This is a genomic window from Lysinibacillus sp. G4S2 (assembly GCF_030348505.1).
Classification (GTDB): domain Bacteria; phylum Bacillota; class Bacilli; order Bacillales_A; family Planococcaceae; genus Lysinibacillus.
Genome location: NZ_JAUCFJ010000002.1, coordinates 1,613,935 through 1,637,222, shown reverse-complemented (window position 1 = coordinate 1,637,222; position 23,288 = coordinate 1,613,935). Strand labels below are relative to the sequence as shown.

The following is a 23,288-nucleotide window of genomic DNA, read 5'->3' as shown; positions in this document are numbered from 1 at the left end:
CTCGCTATTCCTAGAAGTGTCGCGAATTAATTTAAATTACATACCCATTACAAATGCCGTTTTTCCACGTTGATCAACGCTTAAATAACCTGCAGATTCTAATTGATCATGCCATTCTTTTTCTATAACAGCAGCCTTTAATGCATCTTCCTCTTTCGTTGATAGCTCTACCATCGTCTCGCCTTGATATTGCCAAACTTCAATATCTGCCTCATAGCCCGCAAAGCTTCCTTTATATGTTGTTGCCTTTGCAGGACCATAAACTACAGCTAGAGATAATGTATTTTGATACCATGCTTCAGAATGCCAATTTAAAATTTTCTTCGGAACATTGTCTAAAATTAATTTTTTCGCAGCGTTTGCATCGACTGTATCATAGGAAACTTTAGATGTAGTCTTTAATGATTCCTTACGACTTATCGTGAATGTCCGATTACCACCCTTAATATCCATTTCAAATTTATAGTTGGACTCTGCTCCCGTAAAACCATGACTTTCTGTTATTGCGATCGCTTCATCTAAAGGTGTATTTAAAAATCTCTTTTTATAGGTAATATCCATTTTATTGCTCCCATTGTAGACACGCAAACGGTGGATATAATCCTCATTTAAAAAATCTTTATTTGGAGTATCAAAGAAATAAACCTTTACCTCATCTTTTTTTGTAGCTTGAAAAACATTTAAAATATCTGATTCAGCAAAAAGTTCAGATTTAATATTGAATTTAATTTCATGCTCTGGCTCAATTGCTGCTTTCGCTTGTGTGGAATCAAAGCTAATAGCGCTAACAAGTACAATGCCTATTAAACAAAAAGTTACGAAAAATTTCTTCATATGATCTCCTCCTTTAGTAATTGCAAGAAAGTCGTTTCCCTATTCGTTAATGAACTGTGAAAATAGATAGTTTTATGTGCATTTATTTTCTTAGAAAGTGCGATGATATCATGATAATCTGGATGCGTTTTATAAAAAAATTCCTTATGTTGATTTTTGGATAATTGAATTCTATAGTTGCCTTTATGCCAATATCCCGTAAAGATCACTATAGCTGTTGGGTTTTTATGAAGTAGCTCCACTAATTTCGCTTCATCACGCTCAGGCATAAAATAAATGGTGTTTTCACTTTCTGTTATCTTTGCCAAACATTCTAGTTTAAACGGTTGCAACATTGTATTGGTAGACAATAAATTTTCAGGTGCCTCATAATAATTATCAAATAAAGACAACAATTCATGATCAATACGTATCGCCCTTGTCGTATGCTGAAAAAGATAGATAGCAACATCTGCTGTTTTTCCTGAAAAAGAAGACGGGAAAATAATTGGGCAGCTTGGATTTGCATGAATAAATTCTGACACTTGCTGCAATACTTCTAAATTATTGATGCGCTTCTCCACATGACCGCTATCAATAATAGCTACATCATATACAGTCCAGTCCTCTATCGGCAGCTCTGCTTTCAACAAAAAGGAATCCACCACATAGTCGCCAGAGTAAAAAATCACCTCCTCAAAAAACCGGATTTTATACCAAACACTTCCTATTAAATGTCCACTGTAGCCCCATTGAAAGGCAAGACAGTTACTAACAACTAACCACTTTCCAATAGATTCTGGTTGAAAGGTTCTTGTATGTTGGCATGGCTGTTTTAATTGCTGCGCAGTCATTTTACTCATAATGATCGGCCCTCTGTATCCCAATGTCTCAAGCAAAGGAAGAGCACCTACATGATCTATATGTGAATGGGAAATAAACACTGCATCAAGCTTTGCCACATGAGCTTGTGTTAAATTCGGAGGAGATTTCTGTCGATTATTCATCACTCCGCAATCGAGTAAAATAGCATGTCCATTATTTTCAATGAAAAAGCAGTTACGGCCATACTCACCGACCCCACCTAAAATCTCTATATTAAGCATCCGCATGCCCTCCCCTTTTTTGTAGCCAGGCAAACAGCAACATGAAAATAACGGTCATGATGACTGTTATTACTGCTACAGCCATTCCTTCCCCGACATTTCCTTGCTCAAATTGACTGTAAATAAATGTTGCGCCAGTCTCTACTGAAGGGGGCAAAATAAGTAATCCAGCGACAAGCTCACGCATTGAAATAATAAACGTCATCGTCATCCCAGCTAGAATTCCCTTCATTAATAATGGCATGATGATTTGTCGATAAACAACCCAACTACTTCTCCCAAAAATAGCTGCTGATTGGAATATCGAAGAATCTAATTGTGATAAAGAGGACTTTATATATTGCACAGAATACGGTAAAAAAAGTACACAATACGTGACCACAACCATTGTCTTCGTATTATAAATGGTCGCTGGTAGCCACGGTGCATTCCAAAACATAATTAACCCAACAACAAAAACAATTCCAGGAATAATGTTAGGCATTAAACTAAAGAAATCTAATACTTGCTGCTTTTTCGTTTCTCCTTTTTTAATGTATAAGGCAATGAACAAACCAATAATCGCCGTAACGACAGCTGTGATTATGGAGAAAACAACACTATTTAAAAATGCTGACAATCCAGCACTTCCACTTGTAAACACTTCCTGGTAGGAGGCAAAACTAAAATTCCCTGCTTGCAAACCATCTCCCCTAACTTTCTGCAAAGATGTCACGATAATCGAAAAATAAGGAATACCGATTGATAGCAAAATGATGATCCCCACAAAAAGCCATGAACCGAGCTTGACATACCACTTATCTTTGATTTCACGAATAGCTGGTGTTTTTCCAGAAAGCACGCTATATGTATATTTGCGTCCAATAAGATTTTGAAAATACCAGATGACGAGACAAACTGACAGTAAAAATAAATGACAGCGTGGTCGCCATACTTATGTCTACTGGCCATCTAGATAGGTAAGAGTGGATTTCAGTCGTAAATACTTGAAAACCAATTCGACTACCAAATGTTGCAGGTGTTCCAAATTCAGCTAATGTTTTGATGAAAATTAGCAAACTTCCTAGAACGTAGCTAGAAACCAATAAAGGCAAAACTATCTTCATCCAATTTCTCCAAGGGCTTCGTCCAAAAATGAGTGCAGCATCAAGAAAGGAGCCATTGATTCTTAATAACGTATTTTTTAGCATTAAATATAAAAAAGGAAAAAGATGCAGGCTCATAATCATGACCATTCCAGATAAAGAGAAGAACGCTTCAGTCATCCAAGCAGCACTTGGAAATAGCTGTTGGAGAAATCCATTATTTTGCATAAACAATATCCAGCCCATCGAGCCAATATACGGTGGAGTCATAAACGGAATCGTTAGAACAATATCTAGCCAATTATATTTATACAAGCTTGTTTTCGTTCTTATTAACGCCATGGGGAATGCTATAATTGTTGTCCCTATAATAACTAAAACTCCTAATAGGATAGAGTTTCCAAGCGTTTGCCACACTCTCTCATTGGCAAACATTCTATTAATTTGTGAAACATCTAATTGCCCTTCTTTCATAAATGTATAGAACACAATGGCAATTAACGGTGCGATAGCAAACGTGATGACAAGTGTCAGTAAAAATCCAAAAGTTCGTCTGCCTTCCATAATCATTGATAGTTCAATCCTCCCCTAGAAAAACTTAAAGGAGGCTAAAAAAACCTCCCAAAACTACTTAACGAAAAATATCATTGAATTTAGTTAATACTTCAAGTTGCTTCGCTTCTGCACCCTCCCAGTTCACGTTTAGCTGAGGAATTTCATCCAAAGCTGCTCGATCCTTTACAGGTATATCTTTGTTGCCTGGTAGTAAGTAAGCGTCTGCGACAAGCTTTTGCCCTTCATCTGACAGTAAAAAATCAACGTACGCTTTTGCACTTTCTTCATTTTTTGCATCCTTCAAAATACCAACAGCTCGTGGACTGACAACTGTCCCGCTTTTTGGATAAACAATTTCTACTGGCTCTCCATCAGCTTTTGCTTTATAGGCCATGTAATCTACCCCTGAAATTGTGGCATTTTTATCACCAGTAATAACAGCATCTAACGCTTCCTTATTAGCACCATTCACCTGTAAACCATTTTCTTTCCACTTCTCCATCGTAGTCCAAGCTGTTTTTTCCGCTTCTGTATATCCGTATAGGAAATCTACAGCAGAGCCTGACATACTTGGATCTGGTATATTAATTTTATTTTCCCATTCGGCTTTTCCTAAATCTGTCCATTCTTCCGGAGCCTGTTGTGTATTTTTTGTATTATAAGCAATTCCTAAAGCTGAAGCACTATAACCATAGTAATAACCTTCTGCATCTGACCAATCGCTATTGATTTTCTTTGCATTTGCAGCGTCTTTATAGCTTTGAAGCTGATCTGTTTCCTTTAAGCCATCCATTGAAGCGACAGAGGCTAGTACGACAACGTCTGCTACAGGGTTATTTTTCTCTGCTTCTAAACGCGATAATATTTTACCTGTTGTCCCTTGGAACATCTCTACTTTTATTCCTGTTTTCTCTTCAAATGCTTGTTGAATATTCGCTGCTAAACCATCTGGACCAGCAGAATATACCGTTAAAGTTTGTTCTTCTTTCGGCTTTACACTTGATTCTTTATCGCTCTCTACTGTTTTATTTCCACAGCCCGCTAACGCTAATGTTAAAAGAATCCCAGCTGTAGCAAATAGTTTTATACTTCGTTTTTTCAATGTAAACCCTCCAATTGATATATTTGTTTTTCATCAATAAAAACCTCAAGCTGCTTACCATGTTCTATAGGCTCTGCCTCGTAAAAACTCCAATGCTTCCCATCTACCTGTGCCTGTACTAAATATCGATCACCAACAAAGGTACTTTTCACAATCATCGCTTGTTTCGCAATTGTTCCTGGGCGTGCTACTCTGGAAACTCCTTCAGGTCGCACAATATAATTACCTTTATCAAACCAGTTCACTTTGCCGATAAAATCTGCTACATACGGTGTTGCTGGGGCGTGATATATTTCTTCTGGCGTTCCTACTTGTGCAATTCTTCCTGCCTCCATCACGATAATTTGATCTGACATTGCCATAGCCTCTGTTTGATCATGTGTGACAAAAATTGCCTGGCAATCTAACTCATGAATAATATGCATGATTTCATCTTGCATTTTTTCTCTTAGTACTGCATCGAGCGCCGATAAAGGTTCATCAAACAAAATAAGCTTTGGATTTGTCGCAAGTGCCCTCGCAAGCGCTACCCGTTGCTGCTGTCCTCCAGATAACTCACCCGGCTTACGTTTTTCAAATCCTTCCATTTTCACCAATCGCATAACATGCTCTACTCGTGCCGGAATTTCTGACTTTGGAACAATTCCCTTCAAGCCAAAAGCAATGTTTTGGAAAATAGTCATATGAGGCCATAATGCAAAATCTTGAAAAACCATTGTCATATTTCGCTTATTTGGTTTTACATTTTTACGGAGTTTGGATGAATAAATAATTGTTTCATCAAAACGAATTTCTCCATTTGTCGGTTGTTCAAGACCTGCTAATATTTTTAATAACGTTGTCTTTCCACAGCCTGATTGTCCTAAGATTGTAATGAATTTGCTATCCAACTCAATATTGATGGGCCATAGCGCTTGAGCCTGTCCATATTTTTTCTCGATATTCGTTAATGAGATTTTCATAATATCCTCCCTGTTAATTACAACTATAAATTCCAGATATTTAGAAAATATTAATACACTATTAATAACTCGTTAAAAAAAATCTAATAAACTAAAGCAAATGCAAGATTTTTTCTAATTTACTTTAGGAGGATAAAATGAATAATATGAAATTACAGGCATTTTGCCTACTTGTAGAATTAAAAAAATTAGCTCCTGTTGCCAAAGAGCTTGGTCTAACAGCACCGACAGTATCCTTTCATATTCGCTCAATTGAAGAGGAATATGGCATCCGTTTATTTCGGACAAATGCAGGTGGATACCGTTTAACAGAAGCGGGAGAAGGACTCTATCATTACGCTCGCCAAATTGTACAGCTACAAAAAGACATGAACCGCTTTTTTGAAAATCTTTTAGCAGGCAATATCGGCTCTATTCGACTTGGAGCAAGCGGGCTACCTGCACATATTTTTATGCCGGATATTATTCATCTCGTTTCAACAGCTTACCCTGACATTCGTATATCTCTTGAAGTAAAAACAGCACCCGAAATTGAACAAAAGGTAGCTCTTCAAGAATTAGATTTCGGGCTAATTATGGAAACAAAACAAGAAAATTCGTCCCTTGTCTACGAAACAATTGGTGAAGACGAACTTGTATTGGCATTAAGCCCTACCCATGAGCTTGCAGCAAAAAAGGACATCTCAAAAGGAGACGTCCTAAAAAACAAAGTATTATTGCATACATCCTCTAGTTCAACGAATCATTTTATAGAAAAATGGATGGACCCATTTCATCCATCCATTTATACGATCGAGCTAGATTCTGTTAGTACTATTAAGAAGATGCTGACTTTCGGAAAAACAATTGCCTTTTTGTCAGTTGCCCTAATTGAAGACGAGTTAAAATCAGGCCTTTTGATCAAAAAGGACTTACACGATATGACACTTAATAGAAAGATTCAACTTATTTACTCTAAATCTCGTCTAGAAAGCCAAATGGATTCATTTGTAAAAACAGCAATTTATGATTTAGCAAAACAATTAAAAATGTATCCTCATATGACATAATTCAATAGTCATCCAACTGTTGAATATTACAAATCCCCATAAAATAAGGCTCATCGCCAAAACGTGTGGTTGATTTCCGTTCCGACTGGGCGCTTTGTAGCTGACGCTTTGCTTTCGCTACAGAAAACATTTGTTGCTGTCGCTTCGCTTTCGCACAGATAAAACATTTGTCGCTGACGCTACGCTTTCGCACAGATAAAACATTTGTTGTTGCTGACGCTTCGCTTTCGCACAGAGCAAAGCTTCCTGGGGGCGTCCGATGAGCCGCTTCGCTTCGCTGCAGGGCCTCATCTGTTACGCTGATCCCCAAGGAGTCGCCCAGTCGGAACGAAGGTCAACTTATATACAATGCATACGTCTTAACAAATTTCATCCACAACTTTTGGTGATGAGCCTAAAATAAACAGATTTTATTTTTTCATCTGTCTACCTAATAGGAAGTATAATTCCTTCACTCAAATTTTCTTTTTTAGTATTTCATCAGGTGTGTCGATTAACCATTTTTTCTAGCCTAATAAAATTTGAAGGTTCTGATTTCCGCTACTTGCTATTCACTTTCCCGTAGGAAGCAGCTTTGTTCTGCGGCGAAAGCAAAGCGACAGGAGCACTTGAGTAGCCCTACGCTACAATCAGTTGAAACGGATATATATTAGCAAAAATAGCATCAAAAAATCCTTTTATCGCTCTATATAAACCTATTTTTTCCTAATCAACACGCCTGTTATTTCATTTCTCTTTCTTAAAGAACATAAATCCCATTAAACCAATGATTAAAATAATTCCTCCTCCGCCCAAAAAGACACTGGATGTAGTGAAAATAGCCAAAATACTACTAATAACCCCTAACGATAATGTGTCACTTGTATAATTAATAGATGATGATATACTGAACACTTTACCTAACATATTGCCGGGAACTTGCTCTTGGATTATTATAATCCTTCCAAGTCCTTCACTTGCCTGACCTATTCCAATAATTATTGTTGCTATATAGATAACAAAAATAGATGGTGATAGACCAATTAATAATAATCCACTCCCCCATAGGATGATTCCTATTTTAAAAATTACTATTGGATTAAGTTTTTTCAGTGTACCAAGAATAATAGAAGTAGAGAATGCTGCAGCACCAAGTATGCCTGTAATAATTCCAAAAGTTGAAATATCTTTTCCTAAATTAGTATCAAGATAAATAGGTAATCCCACACGCCACAATCCTGTATTTATCAGTATACTTATACCTTGAACAAATATAATAAAGAGAATATTTCTATGTGATTTTAAATAAGCTAAAGTCAATTTTATTTCGGCTATTGTTCCTTGTTCGCTATCATTAGTATTCAAATGAGTAACTTTATAGTTAATTAGCATATGAAATACACCAGAAATACTTATTAAAATGAATGCGAGAGTTAAAATATGAATTTGATCGGTAACTTTAACAACTATCCCTACTGAGGCAGGAATAATAATACTAGCACCACGTTGAATTGAATCCAAGAGAGCATTACTTCTTTGTAATTTATTATTTGTAACTAATTCTGGTAACAGAGCTCGAAAACTTGGTTCTGAAAAACAATTTAAAATACTTATTAACACTGCAATACACATCAATATGAAATAATTTAGAAAACCTAAAAAGAACATAACTGGAATACTAAGAATTAAGATTGCTATGAGAAGATCACAAATGACCATGATTTTCTTTTTGTTCCATTTATCAGCTTTTACTCCACCATAAATTCCTAAAAATATAAAGGGCAAAGTTTCAGCCATTACCATTAAAGATAAATAGAGTGGTGAGCTACTCGTCAATTCCATCGTTAGCCAAATGAGCTCCAAACTAAATAATATTAAAGAACTTCTTTTAAAAAGCCTCCCTAACAACAAAAAAGTAAAATTTTTCTCATCTAAAATGTCCTTATACAGGATTTTCAATCTCTAACATCCTTTCATTACAGAAACTTACAAATCTATTTAATCCTTCTTTTAGGCTTTCTATCTGGAAAAATTATTTTAGATTAAATATTCCTAGAAGCATAGTCGAAATTATCGGATTATTTAAAAAGCAATGTATACAGTTGTAGGATATATTAAAAACACGGTTAGAGTTACTGTATCAAAAATACTCAAGTGATTTATATATACCTCTCAGAAGATAGTTTCGATTCGATTTATCAACTTCTTTAATTTGTCAAAATTATTGATTGCCACAAAAAAGACTTACCCTAGGGGGGATAAGGTGAATCTAAAGATTGTGCCCATTTTCTTGAGGATTCTTTACAATACGGCAAATTAATTATATGTTTTGTTGTAGAACTAAAATTTGTCGGTTTTTTGATTGAGGTAATGTATGTGCCTGAGAAGATGACTATGGAAAATACAACGACTGTAAATTGAAATAATAAAATATAAAGAGAGAGGTTGTGCTAGAAAGTTGGTTTTAATCTTAGTAGGATACCTATTTTATTTAATAGCTGCTGTATTTCTTTTATCAGGGTTTTTGGAAGTAGTCTTTCTAGTGATATATTACCTTTTATAAACTTTAATGTTAAGTGTACAATTGGTTTAGTAAGTTTAACAATTGGTTCAACCCTTTTGCAAATTAGAAAATTAAAAAAGAAACAAGTATCATAGTATGCAATATTATATACAAAATCTAGCCTTAAAACTCTATCATTTCGAATCCTTGGCTACCAATTATTCAAATTTTATAAAGGTTCAGGTGTGTTGATTAACCATTTTTATACATTTTAAAAGGCTGATTTCCGCTACGGGCTACTCGCTTTCCTGCGGGAGTCGAGTAACCCTACGCTACAATCAGTTAAAATGGAAATATATTAGCAAAATGGTAACAAAAAATCCTTTTATCGCTCAATAATAAACCTATTTTTTCCTAATCAACACGCCTGATAAAGGTTATTAAAATCATACTCTAACTTTCAAATATCTAAAAGTCTACTATTAACGCCGAGTAAAGTCGAAGAGCGCTTTTGTTGATTCAGATTTTGGTGTTGTAGGTATTATTATTATTTGGTACTGTTTAATTCGAGCCTTGCAAACTCTTTGAATGTTTGCGAGGCTTTTTAATTTTCCATAGAAAAGGTGCAATTTTAATATGCATTAGTCCTTATTTCGTAATATAACCCTGTTTTTTTCACTGTAGTTACAGTAAAAACGCATTGTATAACATACTAAATGCTCAGTAATTAAAAAATACAGAGGATGATTTGAAACCATTTTCCTGTAGTAAATTGTAAAAAAACTGATAATATTTAAATGGTATTAATATAACTTTCAACGTCTAACATCAGACTAAATAAACAACTTTTAACCTATATATATTACATACAACTGGAGGTACTACTATTGAAAAAAATAATGATTAGCCTTTGTTTGATAGTTTTATTAATAACAGGCTGTTCAACGGCACCGACTGAAAAAGCCAAAGAAGATTACAAAATTGGTATCTTGCTTTCAGATGCAGGTCTTGGTGATGAATCGTTTAATGACTCAGCATTTAAAGGACTTGAAAAAGCACGTGATGAGCTAGGTATTTTGTTTGATTATAAAGAAGCACCAGATGGCAATTACGAAGAGAAGCTTGAAGAACTTGTCTCTGAAAATTATAACGTCATTATCGGGCTTGGCTTCTCCGTACAGGAGGCGCTGGAAAAGACAGCAAAACAACATCCAGATCAGCAATTCATCCTTATTGATGCGCAATCAGACGTTGAGAATATCATTTCAATAACCTTTAAAGAGCAGGAAGGAAGCTTTTTACTCGGAATGGTTGCTGCGATGACGAGTAAAACCGGAAAAATAGGATTTATTGGTGGTGCAAATGCTCCGGTTATCCATCATTTTGAAAACGGCTTTATTGAGGGAGCTCGATATTTTAATCCAAATATCGAAATTGTCAGTGAGTATGCCGGCACATTTGATGATACCGATGCTGGTGCTGCAATCGCAGAACGTTACATAAAGAATGGCGTCGATTTTATTTATCATGCAGCGGGATTCACAGGCTTCGGCGCCATAAAGAAAGCTGAAGAAATGGGAAAATATGCAGCGGGAGTTGATACTGATCAATTTTACATTGCAGAAAAAACGGTCGTAACATCCATGTTAAAAAATGTCGACCAAGCTGTTTTTAACATGTGTAAAACACTAGTTGAAGAAGGGCAAATTTCTGAAAAATCATTTTCATTCGGTCTAGCTGATAATGGGGTCGGACTTGCAGATATCCGTATTATCAAACTAACATTTGAACAACAGGCTGCCATTGAACAAGCTAAAAAAGATATTGTCTCAGGTAAAATAAAAGTTACCGCAGAAAAGGGGAACAGCCAGTGACATTACGAAAAAGATTATTTATGAACATACTTATTCCAATTGTGCTTGCAATGGCTATGATTGGCTTTATAATCGTTCAAACAGCTACTATTCAAACAACTGCACAAGATGATACGGAACTTTTACTTGCAGTGAAGGAGCTTGAGCAAAGTTTAGTTGTAACGAGCCAATCATTAAACAATTACACTTATTTAGACAGTGAGGCAAATAAAAATGAAGCTCTTGAAAATTTGAAAGAAACAGACGCAAATTTAGATGCACTTTCCTCTGTTTCAAAGATTCCTGAGCATAAGGCAATCATCAAGAAAATCGATGATAAATACATAGAACTGAAAAAAGCTACCGAAACGGGTTTTAATGCTAACAACCGTCCAGAGATTAAAAAACAAGCAATAAGAATATCCGGTATTTTAAACGATATGTACTTACTGAAAAAAGAAACAAATGAATGGTATAAAGAAATGAATGATTTGACAAAACAGAAAATTACTTTTATTACCACAACAACAATAATAGGAAGTATCCTTCTAATTATTGCTACCATCATTTTTTCTTATGTCGCAACGAAAAGAATTACAAATCCGATTAATCATATCGTGGATTGTGCACAATTGGTGGCTGCAGGGAATTTGACGATAGATACCTCTTCCCTATCTTATAAGAAAGATAGTCGAAATGAAGTCGATCAATTAACAGAGAACTTTTCCAAAATGATTGATAGTTTAAAAAGCACCGTACAATCCATTGACGATGTAGGTAAAAATGTCAATCTATTTACACAAGATGTCACAAGCTATATTGAAACCGTTAATGCAGGCAATAAACAAATTGCCGCATCAACGGACGAACTGGCAAAAGGAAGCTTAACTATCTCAGAAGATATCCAGTCAACAGCTATCCTTATGAATACTATGACAGATCAATTTACTATTGTTCAGCAGACTAGCAATCAATCAGCAATAAACGGTAAACAGGCACTTGCTGCTGTTCAAAATGGCCGTAGTTCATTAGAAAAGCAATCCTCCATCGCGAAGGATATTACATCCACATCGTTGGATATTAAAGATGCTGTTACTCAATTCTCTCAATTTACAACAGAAATTCAGAGCGCAGCTAAAGCCGTTCACGCTATTGCCGATCAAACCAATCTGCTAGCATTGAATGCGGCAATCGAAGCAGCACGTGCTGGAGAAGCTGGAAAAGGATTTGCAATAGTGGCAGAGGAAGTCAAAAAACTTTCCAATGAAACTGAAAAAGCAACTAGTTTAATCACTTCTATGGCTACACATATACAAGATGGCATTACGCTCATTCATACTACTGCAGAGCGTGGACATCAGCTTTCTAATGAACAATCACATTCGATGACCGATACAGAAAAGTCATTTGAGGCGATTGCTACACATGTTTTAAACATTAATGATCAATTACAACACCTTGCTAAAGATATGGAACAGACAAGCGAAACAAGTAAGCAAATAAACAATGCCATTGAAAACATTTCAGCTATCACCGAAGAAACAGCAGCAGGAACAGAAGAAATATCTGCTTCCTCTCAAGAGCAACTATTATCATTCCAGAAAATTAGTGAAAAGGTATCTGAACTTCAAGACATGACAAATACATTGACTGTAGAGCTAAAAAAATTCACATTATAAAGAACTTTAATCATCAGTAAAGTTTTGAAAAATAAGTAAAAACAAGGCTCTTCACCAAAACGTGTGGTTGATTTCCGTTCCGACTGGGCGCTTTGTTGCTGCCGCTACGTTAGCACTTCGCTTTCGCACAGAGCAAAGCTTCCTGGGGGCGTCCGATGAGCCGCTTCACTCGCGTTGCTCGCTCCAGGGTCTCATCTGTGACGCTGATCCCCAAGGAGTCGCCCAGTCTCCACTACAATCAACTAAAATACAGTGCATATATTTTTAAAAATGTCATCCACAACTTTTGGTGATGATCCAAAAATAAATAAAATCCCGAATAATGGACACCTATAAGTGACCTTAATCGGGATTTTTCTTAACTTAAAATTAGAAAAAATTATGAAATATTATAAAGTTAAACCACCATCAACTAGAACAATTGATCCAGTCATATAGCCAGCGCGATCAGATGCTAAAAAAGCAACCATTTCACAGGTATTACACCAAAACAGTATAGAAATGAGCATTCCAGAAAGTGATAGCTAAAACAAATGGCAAGTTTGAAACTTAAAGAGAAGGTGAACATGTTGGTAAACCAATGATTTTACCTTCTCTTTTAACGTTTTTTCAACTCATAAAACTTATTTTGAAACACAGTTTTTAAGGGAATGGTATTACCATCCATCCTAAAATGAAAATAGTTACTGTAAATATCATGATGAATAATAAAATACTTAATCCCCAAAGCCCTAATGAACGACTTTTTTTAGAACATATAGCAATGACATTAAAAGGAGCTGTTAGATAAACTAACAAATAGAAGTTATTATCCGTTATATCAATATTCGTTATTATCAATATATTAAGTAATAAAAGTAGACATAAGCCACCAATCATCCCAAGCCATCCGGCAGTGACAAATCCTTTTTCAAATCGTTTTAACGTGACCAGTTCCATAATTTCACCTCACCTACTTTTAAATACCGTACAATATTATTCATTTTTTCTAATGCAAGGACATCCTTTTTCGGTCCTGTCACAACAACCCCATATGTTTTCACACCATTTTCCTCAATATAAGCAATACGTTCTGGCAATGCTAAATTTTTGGCGCTAGAAATCTCTGTCGCAAGCTCTTCGTGTTGCTCTATATTTTTTAAAATATCCATAAACACTTCTTCATTTGACGTTGCATCGCGAAATGGTGACCATGTGGAATTATCACGTTGCACAGGATAGCCAATTGGTGAAACAACATCACCATCTTTACTTAAATTTGTTTTTTCTACACCGGTATCGACAGCAGCCCACACAACATCGACATTAGGCATTGCCTTTTCTGCTTCTTTAACTGTCATAAGATCAAAAAATGAAATATAAGCTTCCACAACTGTTTCATCTGGTAAACCGTCAAGCACCCTCCATTCTCGACCAGTATCCATCGTCAAATTCCTGTTGTCAGGATGTATTAACCAAGGATTAGTTTCTGTTGGATGTTTTGGTGCTACTCTTTCTAAAGATGTGTTCACTTCTTTTTTAGATAAGCTACCAAGGAAAAAACGTAAATCATAAGTATTCGCTTTATAGTCTTCCTCTCCGATACGCTTATATTGCTCAAATGCAAGCTTCATTGAAAATGGCGTAAAAGACATATCAAAATCTATTTCTTCCAGTGATGTATTAGGCTCTGTAACATAAAGCGTTTCACTTGTCACATCCATTAATGTTGTAGAACTTGTACCAAAAGCATAATACATAAATGTCATCATAAAGCTTGTTGGTACAATTAATAATATCATCGTTAAAGTTGCAAAAATCAGCTTCCATTTCGACGTAAATATTGTTTTTTTAATGACTTTTTGATATTTACTTTGATCATTTGCATTTGCAATTTCTGCTTTGGAGCTTGCTATTAATTTTTCATAATCATCCATATTGCTGTCTCTCCTTTTCTATTAAAGCTCTCATTTTTTTTCGCCCACGCAATAAATGACTTTTGAGCGTATTTAATTTTAAATCTAAAATATTTGCCGCCTGCTCATAAGTACAATCATGCACATCACACAACATAATTACTTGCTTTTCATACGGCGATAGCTGATCGAGTAAAGAAATTAACGAATGGAAGGAATCCTCATTGACCGCAATGATTTCAGGTGTCATAAATGTTGATTGTTCAAGATTATTCGTGAGATTAACACGGTGTTCTTTTCGTATGTAATCGATATGAGTATAATAGGCTACTTTAAATAACCATGGTTTAATGTCTTGGATTGTATTAGTTAGTAATGTAATGTGCGCTTTATAAAATGTATCCTGCATTAAATCTTCCGCTAATGTTGGATTTTTGCATAAGGAATATAAATACCGATAGATATCGTTTATATAGCGTAAATAAAGCTGTTCAATGTCCATCTCTTCCCACCTTTCAACCTATCCTCGTTTCAGCAATAGGAAAAGTTGCACTAAATTATTTTTTTTGCTCTTCACCAAAACGTGTAGTTGATTTCCGTTCCGACTGGGCGCTTTCCAGGGGGCGTCCGATGAGCCGCTTCACTCGCGTTGCTCGCTCCAGGGTCTCATCTGTGACGCTAATCCCCTAGGAGTCGCCCAGCCTCCACTCCAATCAACCCCTATGGCATACGTTTTAACAAATGTCATCCACAACTTTTAATGATGAGCCTTTTTTTTGCAATTTTATCATCATTTGGTTAGTATCTAAGAATTTCTTTGAAATGTCTATGTAGTAAACATGATAAGAAAATACTAGAATCGTTTTGCTTGCTTTTGCATACATCAGTAAACTTTTTCAATAGTCATAAAAAAGTCATATCGAATTCATAAGGTCGTCATAACAAACCATTATCTTATGAAGTGTAAGCAATATGAGTCTTAAAAAATGAGGAGAATTAATTATGAAAAAAACAACTAAGCAAGCTTGGATGATTGTATCAGCACTAACAATAGGAATGGCTGTCTTCACGCCACATCAAGCTGATGCAACAACAGCAAAACCAACAAATGAAATAACTGTTAAAGCTGAGCAACAAGTTAAAGGAACTGTTAAAAGCATTAACGGAGATAGCGTGACAATCAAAGGGAAAGACGGTAAAAACTACTATATCGGAATTCAAAAATTTTCAAATGAACAAATAGCAAAAATGAATTTAGTTGAAGGTCAGGAAATTTCTGTAGAAGGTAGCTTAGTACAAGATTATTCAGACTTCTACACGTTTGACGTCTATAAAAAAGACTTACCTAAAGAAATTAAAAAAGAAGATCTAGCTAAATTAGAAAAGCTGTTTAATCAAATGAAGAAGTTAGAAAAAGAAGAGAAATATGAAGAAGTAGATAAAATCAATCTTGAAATGGAGAAAATCACAAAGCCATATTTTTTAGCTAGCTGGGTACCTGTATCTTTTGAAGAGTTCATCAAAGAGTATGGATTTAGTGAAAAAAATATTGTGATTAAAGAGCAGGATAAAAAACAGCTGAAAGCAATTTATGAACAGTGGATAAAATTAGAGAAATCTGGTAAAGAAGATAAAGCACAAGAAAAATTTGATGAATTCCAAAAGATTCTTCAACCTTATTTAGATGCGCTATATCCACCAGTAACATTTGAAGAATACATTTCAGATATGAAATTAGATATTCCAGCTGATGCTTTACCAAAACTAAAAGCGATTTATAAAGATGCTCAAAAAGCAGATAAAGATAAAAATGATCAATTATCTGAAAAACTTTGGGGTCAATTCGATGAAATGATTAAACCTTACATGAAGCCACTTAGCTTTGAAGATTACGTATCTGACTTTGATTTCGAAATCAAGGCAAATGATAAAAAACAATTAAAAAAGCTTTATGAAGAAGCATTAGCTCTTGATAAAAAAGGTGACTATGATAAATCTAATGAAAAATGGGCTGCTATCGACAAGATTTTAAATCCTTATTTTGAAGCAAATAAAGAAATTCTAATCTCAGCTTCTAAAGTAACGATAAAAGGAAAAGTTTATCAACCGTAATATAAATAATAGTTCAGGGGTTATCCCAAAAGTCATTGATCAATGATTTATGGGATAACCCCCTTTCTTTTGTAGTCAACAATAAGTTCATGTCTGACTTTTGTCTCCAATAGTCACAAAAAAGTCATAAGGTATTCATAAGGCCATCATAACCAACCATTATCTTAATAGATAGCAACTAGAAGAGATGGAGTGATTCTATGATAGAAATTAGAAATGTTAGTAAAACCTATTATCCAGATAAATCAACCCCAATACCTGCATTGAAAAATGTAAATTTAATGTTAGATAACGGTGAGTTCGTTGCAATTGTCGGAGCTTCGGGCTCTGGAAAATCCACGCTTCTCAACACACTTGGAGGACTGGATAAGCCCGATTCGGGAGAGGTCTACATAAATGAAACACCTATGTCAACGTTTAATGATCATCAGTATTCTGATTACCGTAAAGATAACGTCGGATTTGTGTTTCAACATTTTCACCTGATGCCTCACTTGACAGTATTGGAAAATGTAGAATTGGCTTTGGCTATGAGCTCATATGAGAAAAAGGAAGCTCACCAAAAATGTGTACAAGCCCTTCAAGAAGTAGGCCTGGAAAAAGCGATTCACCAAAAGGCTAATGAATTGTCGGGAGGACAGCAGCAAAGAGTTGCGATTGCAAGAGCGTTGGTCAAGTCGCCAAACATCATCTTGGCTGATGAACCTACAGGTGCCTTAGATTCCCATACTTCTCAAGAAATAATTGATTTATTGAAAAGTATTTCTGAGCAAGGCCGCTTGGTCGTTGTAGTCACCCACGATGAGGCGGTTGCTGAGCAAGCTTCAAGAATCGTTCGAGTTAAAGACGGAGAGATCATCGAGGACAGAAAACAAAGTAAACAAGATTCTGTTCAAATGGAGATAACAGAAGAACCATCCCGAAAACGTTCTTTTCAACTAAAATCAGCATTTAGACTTTCGTATCACAGAATTAAGGAAAAAAGGTGGCGCTATTTTCTTGTATCCATTGGCATCTCTATCGGGATATGTGGATTTTTACTTGCCCTTGCGTTCGGGAGTGGAATAGACAACTATATACAGTATTCATCTGATAAAGTAATAGACAGTAAAAAATTAGATTTTAAAAAAGAACAAGATTATATGACTAGTTCCGATTATTATGAACTCAAGAAAAATGAGCATATCAAATTAGTGCAGCCTGAATTCGAGCTATCGGCAAGAATTGAGAAAAAAGATATCATCGGCTTTGATGTCAAGCCTTTGCATAAAGAAAAAAATAGAAACGATTACGCCTCGCCGAAGGTATTGTATGGCCAACTTCCAAAAGAAGATGAACCCGGAATTGCCTTGTCAGAAAGCACAGCCAAAAAACTACTAAAGGAAGGCGGCAAGCTGGAAGATTTAATCGGCAAAGAGATGACTATTAAGTTTCTGTCCATGGATGAAATTACGAGCTATCCCTCTAGATGGGACACGCAAAAGCTGAAAATTTCTGCCATTACGGAACAATCTTTTATCGGAAAAGAATATTCATATATTCCATACGATTTCCACACAGAGGTTGTTAAACGTTCAAGATTTATCGGAAAAGACTCAGAAATAACGACCAACAAGTATGAAGTGTATGTGGATGATAAAAGTTCAATCAATTCAGTTGTCAACCAGTTTAAACAAAGCTATACCATTACAACACCTGAAAATGTATTGAAAGAGTTAACTAAAACATTTAAAAATATACAGCTTGCTATTACTGGGGTTTCTATGTTAATTCTATTGATCTCCTCTATTATGGTAGGAATTATTCTTTATATCAGTGTTTTAGAGCGAAGAAAAGAAATCGGTTTATTCAAAGCAATTGGCGGCAGAAACAAAGAAGTTCGCTGGATCTTCTTTTCAGAAGCAATTTTGTTGGGAGGCATGGCTTCTATTAATGGTACAGTGCTAGGCATTGTGGTTCAGGTTATTTTAAATCGTGCACTAGAAGCTAAAATTCATTTCGAGCTGTTACATATAGATGTATTTACAGTGCTGCTAACTATAGGATTTGGCATCGTAATTAATGTATTAGCATGTATGATTCCTGCTAACCAAGCAGCAAAGTTAAATCCGATTCAACTTCTTAAACAAGATTAATTATAAAAAAAGGATGATAATTATGTTAAAAACAGTACGTTTAGTGTTCATGCTTTTGATCATAACCATATTAACAGCATGTAACAACAATAATCAGGAAACAACCGAAAAGCCTGAAAACAAAAAGGTTGAGGAATCTCAGAAGTCGAACGAAGATTCGATGGAAGGCAACCCGATTGAAAATAGTAAAATAATTAGAGAAATAACGCCTCAATTAGTAAAAGATATTAAAAAGATTTTAATAGACGATGCAAGCAAGCTATGGCCATCGTTCAATAATGAGGATAAGCAAATATTATTGTTGAATCCTTCTAATAAAATGGCCTATTTAATTAACAACCAGAAAACCGATATTGGACCTAAAGACGAAGTGATTGAGTACAGTACGGATTCCATCAAGGACACTCAATTGTTGGTGATGCCATTCCAACTTACGACATTCAACGATCACCCTACCTATGTCTTTAACCTTGAATTTGCGTCAGATTTGATTTCTGGCAAAGATGAGAAAGCAGCATATGAAAATGTATTTAAGTTTATTGTCCATGAAGGGATTCATATTCTACTACAGTCAGGAGGCTCTGTGGAGGGTCTTGGTACAAGAGCTGAAACATATCCCGAAGATATCGACAGTAGATATTACCGGAATGAAATGTACCAATATCTAAAGGATGCTATTAATTCCAAAACGAAAGATGAGAAAATCGAGCAGATTCAAAAAGCGGTATATTTTTATGAATTATATTTAAATAGTAACAAGAAGAATAAGGACCAAGATGGCTACGATAATATTGAAGGAATGGCTACTTATTTAGAGTCGAAAGCCTATCAGATGATTAAACATCCAGACACATCTGCAAAAGAATTAAATGAGTTAACTGCACAAAATATTATAGATAATTTTATTGGAGCTGATCAAGGCAAAGAAGAAGTACTCTTGATGAAAGGGCGAGAATTTTATGATATCGGCGCTTTAGCAATTGCTTCTGCGGTTGACATGCAGCTTAATGAAAAGACTATATTAACAGCTTCTCCTTTAGGTTTGTTGGATTCTGAATTCGGTAGCAAAAAAGCTGAAGGCCATGAGAATATTAAAAAAGCGAACAATGACTATTACAATGATTATAATATTAAGCTAAAATCTTATGTAGATGATATAGCTTCCAAACAGAAGGATGACCAGTATGCAGCGGTCAGAATCCCTGTGACAATCCAAAACTCCTCAGCTTCGTTTGAGGATATGATAGTGGAATACCAATATAAAGGAAATCCAGCAGAAATACAGACAACGACAAGAGAAATTATTCTTCCAGATACTCGGATCAAACTTAACAAAATGAAATCTCTTTACTTAGAAGCCCCTATGGAAGGTTTGGAAGATCCGACGAAGATGAATCCAAATACGATAATGGGTTACACGATTGTATTTGTTCCTAAAAAAGATATCGAATTCTCTCAGGACAAACTACTTACAATTCAAAGAGATGATTTATTAATCTTTGATGCTAAGTATGAGGAAAAAGACGGAGAGTATCAAATATTGATGAATTAACGAATCCATATATTTAGCAGGCATCTTTCTTCGTAAGGTAAGTAACTTTACTATGAAGATGCCTGCTTTATCCCGTATTAACGGGTAGTAATTTATTCTGTAGCGAAAGCGAAGCGTCAGGTACAAGGCTCAAAATTCAGCGATAGCAAAGAATTTAGATGAGAGTATTTACTGACCGTAAAAGCCCAATTGGTGAAGACTACTAATAAGTGAGCGTTAAGTACCCCCACTGATTATAGTTTCACTTTATTGATTGAGGAGATAATGAATGAAGCGAACGATTTTAATTATAGAAGATGAAGTAAAAATTGCTAATATAATAGCTGACTATTTTACAATGAACGAATACAGAATTCTAATTGCGACGGATGGTAAGGTTGGTCTGCAAATGTTTGAAGAAGAAACAGTCGATTTAATTATTCTCGACATCATGCTACCAGAAATCGACGGATTCTCCGTGTGCAGAAGAATTAGAAAAAAATCAGATATTCCTATCATTATGCTGACAGCACGATCAGAAGTAGAAGATCAGTTGATGGGCTATGAATTTAAAGTGGACGATTATATGACGAAGCCGTTTAATCCTGAGATTCTAGTAGCTAAATCTAAAGTTCTTCTTGATAGAATCTATACTGTAAAAAAAGAAGATAGAGACAAAGAAACCTTGACGCTAAAAGGAGTCACGATTAACAAACTTACACGTGAAGTATGGATAGATAGCACGTCCATTGAATTAGAGCCAAAACAATTTGATCTTTTACTATATTTGATGGAAAACAAGCATATTGTCTTGTCCAGAGATCAAATATTAAATGAAGTATGGGGATATGATTATTTCGGCAGCGCAAGAGTAGTTGATGCGCAAGTCAAAAAACTCAGAAAAAACTTACAGCATAAAGCCTACCTAATTAAAACCGTATTTGGTTTAGGGTATAAATTCGAGGTGGAATAATGCGAAAAAGAGGGATTGCCTACAAGCTTTTTTTAATTCATATCTTATTATTTACCGCCATATTTATAATCCAAATCGTCTTTCAATCGATTTATTTCGAACCCTACTATATCCATAAAAAGAAACAAAATATGGAAGAGTTTGCCCATACACTTGAATCAAAAATCAAAAACAATGAGTCGACCGACACAATTAATAAGTATATTTCTGAAATGTCAGAGAGTAATAATGCTATCATTTCGGTTATCGATGATCAACTTCAGGCACATTACGGAGCGTCATTAAACAATAATTACACACAATTCGTGGTCAGAACGAAGGACAACAAGGAGTATAATATCATAGATGATTTTCTAGCCATCGACTATAAAGAATTAAATGAAGAAGACATTATCTCCATAGACGGGCTTCTTTTGAATGATAAGGAATCCTTAATTCTCCCGGATAAAATCAAAATCGGGAATCGAATCTTAGAGCCAATCGATGCATCCACGATATTTTTTGAAGGAATCACTATAAGTGACAATGACATGAAGAATGAGCAACCTAAGCCTATTACAATTAAAGGAAAAGTGATTTCTAAACCAACTGAAAGTAAATCCTTCACAGCGCAAAAAAATGTCCTCATTCAAGAAATGGTTGTCATGACCAATAAAAATGAAGGTCAAACGTTCCCTAATCAAATATATACAGTACGGGACACACAGACAGACATTAATAATTTGATGTTAATTGAAAATGTGGAAGGAACAGATTTGGTAATACTTGCTGTCACTTCTCTTCAATCTGTGGATGAGGTTATTGGCAATTTAAATCAGTACTATATTATTTTATTTGTTTTTACGATGATCATCGTTATTATAGTAGCTATTATTTTTTCTAAGACATTATCCAAGCCACTGGTTAAAATGAGCACGATCGCGAATCAGATTGCAAATCAAAATTTCAGTGAAAAATATATTGTTAAATCCAAGGATGAGCTTGGACAAATGGGTGAAGCATTAAACAAAATTTCTACAAACCTAGAACAGAAAATTACGGAATTAGTCCATGCCAATGAAAAACTTGCACAAGATTATGAATTACAGGTGAAGTTGAAGGAAAAAGAAAAAGAGTTTGTTGCCAACGTATCTCACGAATTAAAGACCCCTTTAACCGTAATAAACGGTTATATTAAAGGGATAAAAAACGGTGTATATGAGCAAAACGACTTGAAATATTGTGATGTTATTTTGGATGAAGTTGACCGAATGACGGAAATGGTACAAGAAATGCTTGATATTTCAAGACTAGAGTCCCCTATCTATCAGCTTACTGAAAGCACCTTTGACATATGGCATACATTTTTAAAGGTGTACGATAAATTCAAAGCAATGGCTGACGAAAAAGGATTGCAGGTTCTGTTTGAAATTGAAGAGGAAGCTTATGTAAATGGGGATATAAAAAGAATCGAGCAGGTCATTACCAACTTATTTATCAACGCTGTAAAGTATACGCCAAAACATAACCGTATCAACATCAAAATTGTCTATCTAGAGAGTTTAAATAAATATATGTTTAAAATTGAAAATGAAAATATTTTCATTCCCTATGATGAAATCGAGCAAATTTGGGATCCATTTTACAGAGTAGAAAAATCAAGAAGCAAAGAATTTGGTGGTTCAGGCTTAGGTTTAGCTATTGTAAAACAAATATTGGAACGTCATAATAGTAGCTTCGGCGTAAATAACACCGAAAACGGAGTCGAATTTTACTTTGACTTGAGAGCAGTTAGTACAGATTATTTGGACTACTGACCCCCACTGTTTTCTCTTTGTCGTCTGAATAAAGATAAATAAAAATAGGGGATGTTCTAAAAGCCATTTGTAGACTTTTAGAACATCCCCTTGAAAGTTTGTTACGCGATACATATTACGCTCTTCGATATTTTAATGAAAATTATACTTTGCTAACATT

17 protein-coding genes and 2 pseudogenes are annotated in these 23,288 nt (G+C 35.2%); 8 read left to right on the top strand and 11 right to left on the bottom strand.

All coding sequences use genetic code 11. The annotated features are described in order from the left end of the window. Positions 1 to 36: 36 nt before the first annotated feature. From QUF91_RS08290 to QUF91_RS28285, 5 genes and pseudogenes are all read right to left on the bottom strand, one after another. Entirely contained in the window at positions 37 to 834 is a 798-nt protein-coding gene (locus tag QUF91_RS08290) for a CYTH domain-containing protein (RefSeq protein ID WP_289417478.1), read from the bottom strand. After that, complete coding sequence (locus tag QUF91_RS08285) at positions 831 to 1,919, bottom strand: MBL fold metallo-hydrolase (protein WP_285394708.1); 1,089 nt, start codon at positions 1,917 to 1,919, stop codon at positions 831 to 833. The genes QUF91_RS08290 and QUF91_RS08285 overlap by 4 nt, the downstream gene beginning before the upstream one ends. Then, positions 1,912 to 3,574, bottom strand: a pseudogene (locus QUF91_RS08280) (ABC transporter permease). The gene QUF91_RS08285 and the pseudogene QUF91_RS08280 overlap by 8 nt, the downstream one beginning before the upstream one ends. A gap of 61 nt (positions 3,575 to 3,635) precedes the next feature. Continuing rightward, complete coding sequence (locus QUF91_RS08275) at positions 3,636 to 4,661, bottom strand: ABC transporter substrate-binding protein (RefSeq protein ID WP_289417475.1); 1,026 nt, start codon at positions 4,659 to 4,661, stop codon at positions 3,636 to 3,638. Beyond that, the gene (locus QUF91_RS28285; RefSeq protein ID WP_289417474.1) at positions 4,658 to 5,623 is read right to left on the bottom strand and encodes an ABC transporter ATP-binding protein; all 966 of its coding nucleotides are present in this window, start codon (positions 5,621 to 5,623) and stop codon (positions 4,658 to 4,660) included. The genes QUF91_RS08275 and QUF91_RS28285 overlap by 4 nt, the downstream gene beginning before the upstream one ends. Before the next feature lie 137 nt (positions 5,624 to 5,760). Here QUF91_RS28285 and QUF91_RS08265 point away from each other — a divergent pair, with 137 nt between their 5' ends. Next, the gene (locus QUF91_RS08265) at positions 5,761 to 6,672 is read left to right on the top strand and encodes a LysR family transcriptional regulator (protein ID WP_289417472.1); all 912 of its coding nucleotides are present in this window, start codon (positions 5,761 to 5,763) and stop codon (positions 6,670 to 6,672) included. 1 nt (position 6,673) lies between these two features. Here QUF91_RS08265 and QUF91_RS08260 read toward each other — a convergent pair whose 3' ends face one another. Next, on the bottom strand, positions 6,674 to 6,982 hold the full coding sequence (locus tag QUF91_RS08260) for a hypothetical protein (protein ID WP_289417470.1): 309 nt from the start codon (positions 6,980 to 6,982) through the stop codon (positions 6,674 to 6,676). Positions 6,983 to 7,398: 416 nt separating this feature from the next. Continuing rightward, on the bottom strand, positions 7,399 to 8,610 hold the full coding sequence (locus tag QUF91_RS08255; RefSeq protein ID WP_289417468.1) for an MFS transporter: 1,212 nt from the start codon (positions 8,608 to 8,610) through the stop codon (positions 7,399 to 7,401). Between the two features lie 1,431 nt (positions 8,611 to 10,041). Between QUF91_RS08255 and QUF91_RS08250 the strand changes: the two genes are divergently transcribed. Next, positions 10,042 to 11,028 carry a BMP family lipoprotein gene (locus QUF91_RS08250; RefSeq protein ID WP_289417467.1) on the top strand — a complete coding sequence of 329 codons (987 nt, stop codon included), beginning with the start codon at positions 10,042 to 10,044 and terminating at the stop codon, positions 11,026 to 11,028. Then, entirely contained in the window at positions 11,025 to 12,686 is a 1,662-nt protein-coding gene (locus QUF91_RS08245; RefSeq protein ID WP_289417466.1) for a methyl-accepting chemotaxis protein, read from the top strand. Before QUF91_RS08250 ends, QUF91_RS08245 begins: the two co-directional genes overlap by 4 nt. Positions 12,687 to 13,075: 389 nt before the next feature. On the opposite strand, the pseudogene QUF91_RS08240 reads toward QUF91_RS08245, so the two are convergent. The 4 genes and pseudogenes from QUF91_RS08240 to QUF91_RS08225 all read right to left on the bottom strand — a co-directional run. Then, positions 13,076 to 13,159 (bottom strand): annotated as a pseudogene (locus QUF91_RS08240) (SDR family oxidoreductase); the annotation flags it as partial. A 169-nt stretch (positions 13,160 to 13,328) separates the two neighbouring features. Continuing rightward, positions 13,329 to 13,625: a hypothetical protein gene (locus QUF91_RS08235; RefSeq protein ID WP_285394721.1), complete on the bottom strand. Its 297-nt coding sequence runs from the start codon at positions 13,623 to 13,625 to the stop codon at positions 13,329 to 13,331. Then, positions 13,607 to 14,602: an anti-sigma factor gene (locus tag QUF91_RS08230; protein ID WP_285394723.1), complete on the bottom strand. Its 996-nt coding sequence runs from the start codon at positions 14,600 to 14,602 to the stop codon at positions 13,607 to 13,609. Before QUF91_RS08230 ends, QUF91_RS08235 begins: the two co-directional genes overlap by 19 nt. After that, a complete protein-coding gene (locus QUF91_RS08225; RefSeq protein WP_285394724.1) occupies positions 14,595 to 15,083 on the bottom strand; it encodes a sigma-70 family RNA polymerase sigma factor in 489 nt (162 codons plus the stop codon). Before QUF91_RS08225 ends, QUF91_RS08230 begins: the two co-directional genes overlap by 8 nt. A gap of 500 nt (positions 15,084 to 15,583) precedes the next feature. On the opposite strand from QUF91_RS08225, the gene QUF91_RS08220 reads away from it, so the two are divergent. The 5 genes from QUF91_RS08220 (at position 15,584) to QUF91_RS08200 (ending at position 23,128) form a co-directional block, all read left to right on the top strand. Beyond that, positions 15,584 to 16,693, top strand: coding sequence for a hypothetical protein (locus tag QUF91_RS08220; RefSeq protein ID WP_289417465.1), 1,110 nt, complete (start codon positions 15,584 to 15,586; stop codon positions 16,691 to 16,693). Between the two features lie 200 nt (positions 16,694 to 16,893). Then, complete coding sequence (locus QUF91_RS08215) at positions 16,894 to 18,828, top strand: ABC transporter ATP-binding protein/permease (RefSeq protein WP_289417463.1); 1,935 nt, start codon at positions 16,894 to 16,896, stop codon at positions 18,826 to 18,828. 22 nt (positions 18,829 to 18,850) lie between these two features. Next, positions 18,851 to 20,380, top strand: coding sequence for a hypothetical protein (locus tag QUF91_RS08210; protein WP_289417461.1), 1,530 nt, complete (start codon positions 18,851 to 18,853; stop codon positions 20,378 to 20,380). Between the two features lie 268 nt (positions 20,381 to 20,648). Next, positions 20,649 to 21,332, top strand: a complete 684-nt coding sequence (locus tag QUF91_RS08205; RefSeq protein WP_285394728.1) for a response regulator transcription factor — start codon at positions 20,649 to 20,651, stop codon at positions 21,330 to 21,332. Further along, entirely contained in the window at positions 21,332 to 23,128 is a 1,797-nt protein-coding gene (locus QUF91_RS08200; protein ID WP_289417458.1) for a sensor histidine kinase, read from the top strand. The genes QUF91_RS08205 and QUF91_RS08200 overlap by 1 nt, the downstream gene beginning before the upstream one ends. Positions 23,129 to 23,288: the final 160 nt, after the last annotated feature.